A 12,226-nucleotide genomic window follows, 5' to 3' on the forward strand; every position below is an offset into this window, starting at 1 on the left:
GGAGACCCTACACATGCTGAAGAAGGTTTACACCGCATTGAGCGTGATCACCGGGCTGGGCCTGATGACCACCGCCGCATTCGCGGACGGCTTAGACTCGCTACCACCGGACCAGAAGCAGCTTTACCAGCTCGTGGACCCGGCGATTCCCCTCGGCGGTACGCCACTCAAGGATTTTGTTGCCAAGCGGCCGCCGCCGTGGAAAATCGGCTACGCGTCCACTTATGCTGGCAACACGTGGCGTGCCCAGATCCTCACTGAAATGACCGATGTTCTGCTTCCGAAATACAAGGACGCCGGACTGGTATCTGACCTTGTCGTCACGCAGTCCGACCTGAAGGACGCCACGCAAATCCAACAGATGCGCCAGATGGTCGATGACGGGGTCGATGCCATCATCATCTGCTGCTCGAACGTCACGGCCATCAACCAGACCATCGAATACGCGCATTCCAAGGGCGTTCCAGTTTTCTCCTTTTCGGGCTACGTGACATCGCCCTACGCGATCAATGCGACCGAAAACAACACCCAAGGCGGCTACACGGCCGCGAAATGGCTGGCGGAGGAAATTGGTGGCAAGGGCAACGTGCTGACGGTTTCGGGCATCCCGGGCTTCGCATCGTCCGACAGCTTCAACGTCGGTGCCAAGAAAGCGTTCGACGAGTATAAGGACATCACCCTCGTGGGCGATGTAGCTGGCAAGTGGACCGATCAGGTCGCACAGGTCGAAGTCCAGAAATTCCTCGCGACGAACCCTACTGAAATCGCAGGTATCCTGGTCCAATCGGCGTCGGAGAACGGTGTCGTCAACGCGGTTCAGCAGTCCGGGCGCGACATGATGCCAATCGTCCTCGGCGGGGAGGCGTCAGCGGCGTGCTACTGGCGTAAGAATCCCGACTTTATCAGCAAGAGCTTCCATTTCTGGCCGCCGCGGGCCGATGCTCGCCTAGTGTGGGACGTGATGATGAGGACACTCCAAGGCCAGGGGCCGAAGATCCAGTCGATCCTGCGACCGTCTCTTCCCTACACGATCGACGATGTGAAGGAAGCAATTCCGGAAGATTGCGATCCGAACTCTACGGCGTGGATCGAGCCCAAGGGCGATGCATGGTGGCCCGCGGACGTAGCAGCACAGTACTTCGAGCGCCCGGAAGATCCGCTGGCCTGGCGGCCGAAGAAGTAATCGACGACCTCCCAAGTTGTCCAGCGACCTCCGCGCCGGCTTCATCCGTCGGCGCGGAGGGCTACGATAAGGAACCAGAAATTGGAATTCCACAAGATACAGCGTTTGCCCCCTTACGTCTTCGACCAGGTGAACCGTCTCAAGTCCAGCGCGCGCGCGGCCGGAGTCGACATCATCGATCTTGGAATGGGCAATCCCGATCTTCCCACGCCAAGCTGGGTTGTGGACAAGCTATGCGAAGCGGTGCAGCATCCGCGCACGCACCGCTATTCGGCTTCCAAAGGCATTATCGGTCTTCGCCGCGCAAAGGCTGCGTATTACGCCCGCCGGTTTAATGTGAAGCTTGATCCGGATACCCAGATTGTTGCGACGCTCGGGTCCAAGGAGGGGTTTGCGAACATGGCACAGGCCATAACCGCCCCCGGGGATGTCATTCTCTGCCCGAACCCTTCCTATCCGATTCATACGTTCGGATTTCTCATGGCAGGGGGCGTGATAAGGTCGGTACCCGTCGAGCCGGATGAGACCTTCTTCCAAGCTCTCGAAATGGCGGTGCGGCATTCGGTACCGAAGCCTTTGGCGCTCATCATAAGCTATCCGTCGAACCCCACCGCTCGCGTCGCGACGCTTGACTTCTACAAGGACGTCATCGCCTTCGCAAAGAAGCACGATCTCATCGTTCTGTCGGATATCGCCTACGCTGAAATCTATTTCGAGGGTCCGCCACCGCCGTCTGTTCTCGAAGTCCCCGGCGCAATCGACGTGGCCGTCGAGTTCTCCTCGATGTCGAAGACATTCTCTATGCCCGGCTGGCGCGTTGGGTTTGCGGTGGGTAACGAACGTCTCATCCAAGCGTTGACGCGCGTGAAATCGTACCTGGACTATGGAGCATTTACGCCGATACAGGTCGCCGCCGCTCATGCCCTAAACTCGGACGGGGAGGACGCCGCGCGGGCAAGAGACATCTACAGGACGCGCAGAGATACACTGGTGAAGACCTTTGCCGATGCCGGGTTCGACGTTCCAGCTCCTGCGGCGACGATGTTCGCATGGGCGAAGATACCCCCGGATTTCCGATACCTTGGCTCGCTGGAGTTTTCGAAACTCGTGCTCGAGAAGGCACAGGTCGCGATTTCGCCGGGTATCGGTTTCGGCGAGATGGGTGACGAATACGTACGGCTGGCTTTCGTGGAGAATGAAGACAGGATCAGGCAGGCTGCACGGAACCTGAAGCGGTGGCTTTCTCCAACCGCGCGACCGCCACAACTCGATAAAACGACGAAAGGATTTTGAAGATGCCGATCCTCGGATCTTGCCAATGCAAAGCGGTCCAGTACGAAGTGTCGGAACTGGATGGCCCAATGTGGAACTGCTTCTGCCAGACGTGCAGAAAGTCCCATTCGGCCGATCATAACACTGCCGCCAAGGTGAAGAGTGAGAATTTCAAGCTGACTTCCGGCGAGGACGTCCTTCACAGCTTTGAGTCGACCCCTGGAAAACTGAGGTGGTTCTGCTCGCGGTGTGGTTCGCACGTTTATGCCGAACGGCCTGCCAACCCGGAGATGAAGGTGCTGCGGGCAGGCACTTTTGACACTGATCCTGGTTCAGTTCCTATGTCCAACGTCTGGCTATCCCATGCCAGGCCGTGGCTTGCTCACGACCCCGCGAAGGAAAACTTCGAAGAGTTCCCGTGATCCTTACACGGTTGCACGCGCCAAGGGCTGATCGACCATGAGTTCGATCTGCCCGCCCCCAGCGGCGAAGGGCTGGATGATCGAATGGCACTTGCCGCGTTCGACGCGCCGAGGTTGGGACGTTACGTACGCCGCCAATCGAAATGGTTGCCTTCATCAGATTACCGGACACCCTCAACAGTGCTTTGGTCCTGTCCTGATCGCGATGGTCGCCAGATCGCTTCCGATCGGGCGGAACTCCGATCGAGAACCTCTGACCGACGTCAGGTGTGTGACAACATGCTTTTGCAACGTTGCGGGCGTCGAGCGACCAACCGGTTTCATCGAAATCAACCCGACATCCCGATATCGGCATGTCGACACTATTGACAGATTAGCAGACAATCTGTCATTTTATAATTCATCGAGCGAGTTCTCGGAGCGTTCAAAGACGGCAGTCACAATTCAGCAGGAGGCTCGGCCATCGGATGTTCTGGGGCGATTTGCTGCTGCCTAGAGGGAGGATCGGTATGACGAATGACGTCGCCGTTAGCATGACGGCCGTTGCCAAATCGTTTGGCGAAACGAAGGCTTTGAAGAAATGCGACTTTGTCGCCAGGGCAGGAGAGGTGCACGCGATCGTTGGCGAGAATGGCAGCGGCAAGAGCACCATGGCGAAGATCATGTCCGGCGTTATCGCTGCCGATGCAGGATCTGTCCTGATCCTTGGCAAGTCCATTACCTCGCCAGTCGATGCCAAGGAGGTTGGTCTCGCTACGATCTTCCAGGAAGTCCTTGTCGCGGATGAGGCAAGTGTCCTCGACAACCTTTTCGTGGGAAGCGAGGACCTGTTTTCGCTTCGGAAACTCTCCAGGGAACGTGAAAGCGTTGCGCAAAGCCTTCTGGACCGCCTGGTGGGAAAGCCGGTTGATCTTCGGCAGAACGTTGGTGACCTTCCGCTCAGCATCAAGCAATGGATCGTTATCGCCCGGGCCGTCCTGAGGAAACCCAAGGTCTTGATCCTGGACGAGTCCTCGGCTGCACTTGATCTCGACGCGACCGTCCGCCTCTACGAAGAGATCGATCGGCTCCGATCCGAGGGGTGCGCGGTCATCATCGTTACGCACCGCATCGCCGAGCTCGTCCGGATCGCGGATCGGGCGACAATACTGAGAGATGGTTTCACTGTCGGTGTTCTTGAGAAATTCGAGATCACCGAGGCCAATCTCCTGCGCATGATGACCCCTCAAGACCGCCAGATTTCCGCGGCTGCTTCAACGTCTGCAGCGGGCCTGCCGGGTGATCGCAAGGAGGCCCTTTCTGTCCATGGCGCACGCCCACAGGAGGCATCGCAACCGTTCGACTTCGTCCTGCCGCAGGGATCTATCGTGGGCGTTGCGGGACTGGACGGCCAAGGCCAGGACGCCTTCGTTCGACTGGTCGCAAGGATTATCTCGCCGTTTGGAGGAGAGGTCCGGATCCTGAATAGGGAACGCACCGGTCTCGTCAAAGTCAGCACGCTCGACGACGCCGCGAACAAGGGCATTGTGTATGTATCCGGAGACCGGAAGCGGGAAGGTATTTTCCCGCAGCAGAGCATTTTCGAGAACCTTGCCATCGGTATCTATCAAAAGAACCTGGGGCCATTCGGTGTCATCAGGCGCAAAAAGCTAAAGCAGACGTTCGCCCGGGAGGTCGAGCGGCTCCGCGTCAAGATCGGTCACCCGGATAACCGGATTACGTCCCTTTCTGGTGGTAACCAGCAGAAGGTCCTGATCGGTCGTGCTTTCGCCAATGATCCCAAAGTGATCGTTCTCAACGATCCTGCTCGGGGCGTCGACCTTAACACCAAACGCGACCTGTATCGCGAGCTTCGGCTGTTTGTCGAAGGTGGCGGCTCTGTAATCTACCTTTCGAGTGAGATCGAGGAGTTTCTTGGTTTCGCCGATCGCGTCGATGTCTTTCACAAAGGAAGCATCCATCGCTCCCTGGACGGCCCCGACATCAACGAAGAAACCATTCTCGCTGCAATGTTCGGGCGCTCGGTGGCCGACACCATCGAGTTCTCCAAAGAGAGAAAGGCACACTGATGTCGCAACGTTTTGGATTTCCTACGCTCGACAGGTCTCTGACCGTACCGCTTGTTCTTTTCGCAGTGTTGCTCGTCGCCGCAGCCTTGCTCTCGCCGCGGCTGTTTACCGCAACCGGAATGGGCGGAGCAATCATTGTCGCAGCACCTTTGATCCTCACGACGCTGGCTCTGACACCGATCGTGATGGCAGGCCGCGGTTCGGTCGACCTTTCCGTTGGCCCTTTGATGGGTTTCGTGAACGTCACCCTGATCGGCTGGCTTTCGGCAAGTGGTTACACATCGCCACTCGCGGTTATTTGCTGGGTCGTGACAGTCGGCGCACTGTACCAGTTGCTGCAGGCGCTCATCATCATCTACGTCCGGGTCGCTCCCATCATCGTCACGCTTTCCAGCTTCCTCGTCCTTTCAGGCTTGAACCTCATGGTCATGTCAAGGCCGGGCGGCGTTGCGCCGGAATGGATGATGACGTGGGGAGCAGGAACCACAATCGTCTCTCCTGTGCTCATTATCGTCCTGGCGGCGTTGGCTCTTTGGGCAGTTATGCGCCGGACCACCTTTTACTCCCACCTGCGCATGACAGGCGCTGACGAACGGATGGCCTACACGAGTGGAGTGAAAGTCGACACCGTACGCATCTGCGCTCATCTCCTCGGCGGCGTGTTCGTCGGCCTGGCGGCGCTCAGCTATACGGCATTGATCTCTTCGGGCGATCCTACCCAGGGAAGCAGCTACACGCTCCAGGCGGTTACCGCCCTGGTGCTCGGTGGCGCAAATCTGGCTGGCGGGAGAGGGGGGGCTTTGGGATCGACGCTTGGTGCGCTGAACATGTTCCTCATCTCCTACCTGCTTTCCGCCTTCAGCTTCGGAAGCGTAACGGGGTTCGTGACACAAATGGCTTTCGGCCTGATCCTCGTGGCATCGCTCCTCGTCAATGTGTTCATGACGGCCCGGCGCACGGCTTTCTAGGGAGGACTGGTAATGACTTCACTTGCAACGGAACAGACGATGAGCAAAATCACAGGACGATCGGTAAAGCTGCAGCGCAGCATCGTAATCGGCTTTACTCTGCTTGCCGCACTTCTCGTGCTGGGTACGATCCTCGTTCCGGGGTTCATCTCGCCCCGTAACGCGCGTTCGATATTGCTGCTTGCCGCATTTCTGGGGCTTGCATCGTTGGGACAGACGCTATGTGCCATGGTCGGCGCGCTCGATCTCTCCATTCCCTATGTCATCGGGGGAGCGAACATTCTCTTCCCAAGCCTGTTGGTTACCGGGATGCCTGCCTGGCTGGCCGTGATAGTGGTCGTTCTCCTGGGAGCAGCAATCGGGCTTGCCAACGGCTTTTTGAGCTTCAGGCTGCAGGGCCAGGCTCTCATCATGTCGCTAGGGGTCGGCTTCGCATTTGTAGGTGCGGTACAACTCTACACCTCCATCGGTTCCGTCTACGGCGGAACGGTTTTCGCCCCCGTACCGGACTGGCTCCGCAATATCGCCGCGTTCAACGGCAAGACCTTCGGGTTGCCCCTGCCGCCCGTGGTGCTGGTGTGGCTCCTCGTCACGCTAGTCACCATCTGGGCTTTGTATAACACATGGTTCGGCCGCTCCATCTACGCCGTCGGCGGCAGCAGGACTGCAGCGGCACGGCTTGGCATTTCTGAAACCAAGGTCTGGACCAGCATTCACGGTATCAGTGGGGCGATGTCGGCACTGACGGGCGTATTGCTGCTCGGGTTTTCCGGCGGCGGCTTCGTTGGCGTCGGAGACCCATATCTCTTCACAACCGTTGCGGCCGTCGTGATCGGCGGCACCTCATTGCTCGGTGGCGCAGGCGGATACGGGGCAACCGTTCTCGGCGTACTCGTATTGACGGTATTGACGTCCTTGCTCGTCGGGCTTGGCCTGAGCTTTGCCGCGCAACAGGCGATCGTGGGTCTGCTAATCGTGCCGATGGTGGCCGTCTACGCTCGTACCCCGCATATCCGCAACCAGATCTGATCGGAGGGCCGGCCAAATGAAGATTGTCGCGATAACCGGCCTTCTCAAGCATCTTTTCGACCTCTTCGAAATGACAGCCCTGCAGGGCAAACCTGTTTTGATATTCGCAACGGGTAAGGCCGAGGCCCATGGCGAGCATGTCAAGGCGCACCTGCGCTCATTGATGGGCTTTTTCAAAGCCGAGGTTTGCGGTGACTTCATTTATGCGATGGACGGCGACTCCCCGGATTCGCAACCATCTGCGGAACTTCGCGAGCGGGTCGACCGCCAACTCGCACGTACTCTGGCCATGGTTAGTTCAAGGAGAAAAACATGAAGTTTGCTTCCATCGAGAGCGCGGTTAAAGCAATCGCCGCCGGAGAGATGATCATCGTCGTGGACGACGAAGACCGGGAAAACGAAGGCGACATCCTAGTTGCCGCGGACAAGGTGACGAACGATCATGTTGCCTTCATGATGCGTTATGCGCGCGGCCTGATCTGCGTGCCGATGACCGGGGACCGGCTGGACGAACTGGATATCCCGCTTATGGTGGAGCGCAACTCGGACTCCATGCAGACAGCATTCACGGTCTCAGTGGACCTGATAAAAGGGGTATCGACCGGGATTTCCGCAGAAGACCGCGCCAAGACCATCAGGGCGCTTACCGACCTAGCGACATTGCCGGCAGACCTGTCAAGGCCAGGCCATATATTCCCTCTTCGGGCAAACCCGTCGGGTGTACTCGGGCGCCCCGGCCATACGGAAGCCGCAGTGGATTTCGCGCGGCTCGCCGGGCTCGAGCCAGCGGGTGTCATCTGTGAAATCGCCAACGACGACGGCACTATGGCGCGTCTTCCCGAGCTCAGCGAATTCGCCGCGCGCCACGACCTTCTTATGGTGACCATCGAAGCCCTGATCGGTTATTGCCGCGAGATCGATGAAAACGGCCCTCAAGAAGAGGACGCAGCCGCGGCGGCGGCGCTGTCGAATGTTTCGTATCTGGCAAGTAGACGTTCTACATGCCCCCAGCGGGAGAGCGGAACTCCTGCGTTGGCAGTCTCCGATACAGCACACGAAAAGCGCGTTTCGCAGGTGCCAACGGGGGAAACGGACCTTGGGTTTGCTGTGCGATGATTGGGCATGACAAACCGTGATCCGCTTTATCACCCCGCCGCTTTCCTGTTGAAATTATTGCCCACGCGGTATGGCTTTCTTTCCGCGTTGCTTTTGCGCCTGCGGGTGATCGAGGACATGCTGGCCGGTCCTGGGTCATTGTCTCGCACCAGACGATCCGCCTGTGGGCAGAATAATTTGGTCGTACCTTCGCCAACAACAAGCTTCAATCCTACCACGCTGTAAAACGAGAGTTCATGCTGGATGTAGCGCTTCGGCTCCAGCGCAGCACTAAAAAAACAGAACGGCGCCATGGGCTCGCCTATTTGCCCTTAAGTCTAAGATTCTTGTCGAAGTGACGGCGAGGACCGGCTGCAACCCCTCAATTGTCCTGTTCGCCCGTCGATGGCGATAGGCGGACCTCATGCTTGGATACCGTTTCGGGAAGGAAGTGATGATGTGGAGAGTTGAGAGTGTCCCCATCTAAGATTGACCATTTCTCGCTCAAAGGCACTTGCAGCGAGGAGCTCGCGGAAGCGCTTTCCAGGCTTTCCCCGCAATCACCAGCGCATGTAGAGGGCGATAAGACGATCGCCTACGATATACATGCGATCGCCAACGGCCCGATTGCAGTTATTGCTGCGCATTACGAGGGCGACCTCAAGATACAGCACTTGGGACCGGCGGAGGCAAACATCATCATGCTTCCACTCCATGGGCGATCGATCGTTACCGTGGACGGCAGACAAATCCCGTCGGAGGGAAGGCGTGGCGTTTTTGTGAACAGCATGTCGGCGAGTGCAACCCAGTTCATTGGGCCCAGAAAACATTTGGGCCTCAGGATCGCCCATGATGAATTGACGCGCCGCTTAGGACGTCGGCTCAATACGCCGATAAGAGGCAGCCTCGATTTCTCACCAGAAATCGATCTGTCGGTCGGGTTCGGCTCTCTTTTGGTGCAACTGGTACCAGTGCTTTATGCTGGACTACGAGACGGAATCCTCCATCAATCACCAATAGCACTTAATCACCTCACCGAAACGACGATGGAGCTTTTGATCGAAGCTGCGCAGCATCGCTACTCACCTGAGTTATGCCGCGTTGCTGAACCACCCTTACCCAAGGCGATTAAGCGAGCGATCGACTACATGCGTGCCAATATTGCTCGGCCGCTTTCTCTTGAGGAAATCGCAACGGCTTGTGGTGTTAGCCGACGCACTCTTCAGAACGGTTTCCGCAACTTCCGAAATACGACCCCTCAGGCATTTCTGCAGCACCTACGGTTGGAATCAGTGCATGAGGAGTTGATGACAGGTGAGCCGGGCCTCTCGGTCACCGAGGTCGCTCTGAAATGGGGCTTCGTGCATAGAGGCAGGTTTTCTGCGGACTATCGCAAGCGCTATGGAGTACTTCCCTCGGAAACATTGCGTATATCATAAGCGGATTGCCGATCAGGCGGCGCACTCGACCGTGTTTAAAGCGTGATAGCAATAGAACTCTCCAGCAACTGGCTGGGCCCAATATCTGTCGCGCAGATTATCCCCTAAACGCAACGATGTTCCGATCTGCGCAACGTAGTTCCAAACGAGTACAGGGGTTAATCATCTGGTAAGTGTGCCGCGCTCATCTAACACATAGCGGTCGATATCACAATGTTCTGGACCGCATCGCTAATGGAAGCCGGTGTAATTTTTAGTCCATGAGGTACATATGTCGAGACTGCCGCTATCTCTACTTTTAATGATTTTGGCAATTATCCCGTTGACGGCGTTCTTACTCATAGGAGTATCGACATCACTGGGCTATTATCACGAATACTCTACGTTTCGAAGCGCGCAAACAACGCAGCAACTTGGGCGGGAAGGCGGATTCCTGGCCCAGGCTGTAGCGGCCGAAGCGTTTGCAGGCGCCGACGTCCGCCGGGCAAGACGAGCCGCATCGGACAGCGCTTTTACAGCGGTCTTTTCCGCTTACGACTCTTGGAAAAAGGCATTCGACGATCCAGCCATAGAGCGGGCAGTACAGATCATTCGTGAACGGCGAGAGAATATCGACAGCTTCCGCCAGCGCGTCGATGACGGGACGGCTGGCGAGGCGGAGGGAGCCGTTGCCTTGCGCCCAGCTGCCGTTGCGGGCTTGGAGCTCGTCCGTCGCACTGGGGCGACTGTCAATGACTTGGACTTGGCACGTCAAATTACCGGTTTTCATGCGTTGATGCAGATCACGGAAGCAAGTTTGCTGGAGATCAGGCCCGGCCGAGCCTACATCAAGAATTCAGCGATGTCCGTCGATCTATTTTCGTCCCTCTTACAATCGAAAAACCTAAAGCAGCTTTATGTGCCCACCATGCACGAATTTCTCCCTGCCGATCTCGTCAAATCGTATGACGACTTCGAGGCCAGCGCCCCAGGCAAGTTCATCGCAGACGTTCGCAATCAGGTTTACGCGAACCTGCCGGGCGTTTCGTTCCCCACCGAAACGTTGGATCGATGGAATGAAATGACCCAACAGCGGGCCGCTTTGTTGACCGAACTGATTATGCGCACCGGCGACAAGTTGGACGAGATGGCATCTCAGCGATACGCCGATCTTCGCAATGCCTTTATCGGCTACTCCGGCGCCACACTTCTGATCATGTCGACGGTACTCATTCTGTGCATTTCCGTCGTTCGGAAAATTTCAAGCTCCATTCGAACACTGACAAGCCGGATGAAGGCACTCGCAGAAGGCGATACATCGGCGCCGGTGCCCTTGACGATCCGACGCGACGAGATCGGCGACATGGCGCGTTGCCTCGAGTTTTTCCGCGGCGTGGCCATGCAAAAAAATCACCTGGAAACATCCGCGGAAGCCGAGCGCGTTCGTTCTGACCAAGAGAAGTTGGATATTCAGACAAGGGCTGAAGAAGAAGCAGAAGAGCGCCTCGTCCGAGCGACGACGGCATTGGCAACCGGGTTGAAGCGGATGGCGGATGGAGACCTGATTTATGAGATCGACGAGCCGTTAGCGCCACAGTTCGAAAGCTTGCGCAGGGACTTCAACGCATCCATTCGCCAGCTCCGGGACGCGCTTGTTACCGTCGGCCATTCAGTCGAAACGGTCACGAATGGCAGCTCGGACGTCTCGGCCGCATCTGAAAATCTTTCAAGACGCACCGAGCAGCAGGCGGCTTCGCTCGAGGAAACTGCAGCCGCATTGGAGGAAATAACCGCCAACGTTGTATCGACGACAACGAGGACGGCTGAGGCGCGCGGAGCCGTCCGGCAGATGCGAGATCATGCGGAAATGTCCGGTCGCGTTGCGCGCAACGCTATCGAAGCCATGAACCGCATTGAAAACTCCTCTAAACAGATTGCGCAGATCATTAGCGTCATCGACGCGATCGCCTTCCAAACGAACCTCCTGGCGCTGAACGCCGGCGTCGAAGCAGCGCGTGCTGGCGACGCGGGAAAAGGCTTTGCGGTTGTTGCCCAGGAGGTCAGGGAGCTTGCACAGCGCTCAGCGAAAGCGGCGAAAGAAATCAAGGATCTCATCGGCAATTCAGCTCTGGCCGTCGACGAGGGCGTAAGGCTCGTGAGCGAAACCGGATCGGGTCTGAGAACGATTGAAGAGCTTGTCCAGGATGTAAATCTCCATATGGACGCAATCGCAACAGCCTCCCAGGAACAATCATCGGGCCTGCGTGAGATCAACGGCGCGGTTAATCATATGGACCATGCCACTCAAGAAAATGCGAGCATGGTCGCGGAGATGAATTCTGCAGGATCACACCTCGCCCAAGAGAGCCAAAGCCTTGCCGCGCTGTTGAAACATTTCCACTTCGAAGAGAAGAGCGCGGATTTCCAGCCACAGACGGTGACGGGCGAACTTGGACAGAGGTTCCCGGCCGGTCAGACAAGGGTTGACTGCGGAAACTATCCGATGCGCCGCGGTAACCTGGCGCTCGCGCCTTCGAACGATGATTGGCAAGCGCTCTAAATCTTAGGGGCGGCGGCGGCGACCACAGTAAATACGCATCTTTGCGGATTGTGAACGAGAGCGATATCCCGGTGGGGTAGCGGCATGATACTCCGCCAAATGACTTGTGCGGTCCTAACAAAACCCTGGCTTGACGCATGATTGTTCAGCCACGTTACAAGAGGACTGGCACGTGACACAGATACGTCAATCGGAACTAACATCCCGGCT

11 protein-coding genes are annotated in these 12,226 nt (G+C 57.3%); 10 read left to right on the forward strand and 1 reads right to left on the reverse strand.

The window, feature by feature from the left end; all coding sequences use genetic code 11:
• The first annotated feature begins 13 nt into the window (after nucleotides 1-13).
• The 8 genes from EM858_RS17045 to ribB all read left to right on the forward strand — a co-directional run bounded on the left by EM858_RS17045 (nucleotide 14) and on the right by ribB (nucleotide 8,059).
• Nucleotides 14-1,183 carry an ABC transporter substrate-binding protein gene (locus tag EM858_RS17045; protein ID WP_127757369.1) on the forward strand — a complete coding sequence of 390 codons (1,170 nt, stop codon included), beginning with the start codon at nucleotides 14-16 and terminating at the stop codon, nucleotides 1,181-1,183.
• Nucleotides 1,184-1,249: 66 nt separating this feature from the next.
• Nucleotides 1,250-2,476, forward strand: a complete 1,227-nt coding sequence (locus EM858_RS17050) for an LL-diaminopimelate aminotransferase (RefSeq protein WP_205649557.1) — start codon at nucleotides 1,250-1,252, stop codon at nucleotides 2,474-2,476.
• A gap of 68 nt (nucleotides 2,477-2,544) precedes the next feature.
• A complete protein-coding gene (locus tag EM858_RS17055; RefSeq protein ID WP_245483021.1) occupies nucleotides 2,545-2,877 on the forward strand; it encodes a GFA family protein in 333 nt (110 codons plus the stop codon).
• A 509-nt stretch (nucleotides 2,878-3,386) separates the two neighbouring features.
• Nucleotides 3,387-4,946, forward strand: a complete 1,560-nt coding sequence (locus tag EM858_RS17060) for a sugar ABC transporter ATP-binding protein (protein ID WP_127757372.1) — start codon at nucleotides 3,387-3,389, stop codon at nucleotides 4,944-4,946.
• A complete protein-coding gene (locus EM858_RS17065; protein ID WP_127757373.1) occupies nucleotides 4,946-5,914 on the forward strand; it encodes an ABC transporter permease in 969 nt (322 codons plus the stop codon). Before EM858_RS17060 ends, EM858_RS17065 begins: the two co-directional genes overlap by 1 nt.
• A gap of 39 nt (nucleotides 5,915-5,953) precedes the next feature.
• On the forward strand, nucleotides 5,954-6,943 hold the full coding sequence (locus tag EM858_RS17070) for an ABC transporter permease (protein WP_246666514.1): 990 nt from the start codon (nucleotides 5,954-5,956) through the stop codon (nucleotides 6,941-6,943).
• A 16-nt stretch (nucleotides 6,944-6,959) separates the two neighbouring features.
• A complete protein-coding gene (locus tag EM858_RS17075) occupies nucleotides 6,960-7,259 on the forward strand; it encodes an NAD(P)H-dependent oxidoreductase (protein WP_245483007.1) in 300 nt (99 codons plus the stop codon).
• On the forward strand, nucleotides 7,256-8,059 hold the full coding sequence (ribB, locus tag EM858_RS17080) for a 3,4-dihydroxy-2-butanone-4-phosphate synthase (RefSeq protein WP_127757375.1): 804 nt from the start codon (nucleotides 7,256-7,258) through the stop codon (nucleotides 8,057-8,059). Before EM858_RS17075 ends, ribB begins: the two co-directional genes overlap by 4 nt.
• A 29-nt stretch (nucleotides 8,060-8,088) precedes the next feature.
• Here the strand turns inward: ribB and EM858_RS17085 are convergent, their stop codons facing one another.
• Nucleotides 8,089-8,352 (reverse strand): hypothetical protein, encoded by a 264-nt coding sequence (locus tag EM858_RS17085; RefSeq protein WP_127757376.1) that lies wholly within the window; start codon nucleotides 8,350-8,352, stop codon nucleotides 8,089-8,091.
• Between the two features lie 159 nt (nucleotides 8,353-8,511).
• Here EM858_RS17085 and EM858_RS17090 point away from each other — a divergent pair, with 159 nt between their 5' ends.
• Both EM858_RS17090 and EM858_RS17095 read left to right on the forward strand, forming a co-directional pair.
• Complete coding sequence (locus EM858_RS17090) at nucleotides 8,512-9,477, forward strand: AraC family transcriptional regulator (RefSeq protein ID WP_127757377.1); 966 nt, start codon at nucleotides 8,512-8,514, stop codon at nucleotides 9,475-9,477.
• A 271-nt stretch (nucleotides 9,478-9,748) separates the two neighbouring features.
• The gene (locus EM858_RS17095; RefSeq protein WP_127757378.1) at nucleotides 9,749-12,016 is read left to right on the forward strand and encodes a methyl-accepting chemotaxis protein; all 2,268 of its coding nucleotides are present in this window, start codon (nucleotides 9,749-9,751) and stop codon (nucleotides 12,014-12,016) included.
• The last annotated feature ends 210 nt before the right edge of the window (nucleotides 12,017-12,226 follow it).

Origin of the sequence: Agrobacterium sp. CNPSo 2736 (assembly GCF_004005385.1) — a bacterium.
Classification (GTDB): domain Bacteria; phylum Pseudomonadota; class Alphaproteobacteria; order Rhizobiales; family Rhizobiaceae; genus Agrobacterium; species Agrobacterium leguminum.

What these genes read in the sequence shown, in the direction of transcription:
- EM858_RS17045 (WP_127757369.1), top strand. Translation starts at nt 14, where the DNA reads ATGCTGAAGAAGGTTTACACCGCATTGAGCGTGATCACCGGGCTGGGC.
- EM858_RS17055 (WP_245483021.1), top strand. Translation starts at nt 2,545, where the DNA reads ATGTGGAACTGCTTCTGCCAGACGTGCAGAAAGTCCCATTCGGCCGAT.
- EM858_RS17060 (WP_127757372.1), top strand. Translation starts at nt 3,387, where the DNA reads ATGACGAATGACGTCGCCGTTAGCATGACGGCCGTTGCCAAATCGTTT.
- EM858_RS17065 (WP_127757373.1), top strand. Translation starts at nt 4,946, where the DNA reads ATGTCGCAACGTTTTGGATTTCCTACGCTCGACAGGTCTCTGACCGTA.
- EM858_RS17070 (WP_246666514.1), top strand. Translation starts at nt 5,954, where the DNA reads ATGAGCAAAATCACAGGACGATCGGTAAAGCTGCAGCGCAGCATCGTA.
- EM858_RS17075 (WP_245483007.1), top strand. Translation starts at nt 6,960, where the DNA reads ATGAAGATTGTCGCGATAACCGGCCTTCTCAAGCATCTTTTCGACCTC.
- ribB (WP_127757375.1), top strand. Translation starts at nt 7,256, where the DNA reads ATGAAGTTTGCTTCCATCGAGAGCGCGGTTAAAGCAATCGCCGCCGGA.
- EM858_RS17085 (WP_127757376.1), bottom strand. Translation starts at nt 8,352, where the DNA reads ATGGCGCCGTTCTGTTTTTTTAGTGCTGCGCTGGAGCCGAAGCGCTAC.
- EM858_RS17095 (WP_127757378.1), top strand. Translation starts at nt 9,749, where the DNA reads ATGTCGAGACTGCCGCTATCTCTACTTTTAATGATTTTGGCAATTATC.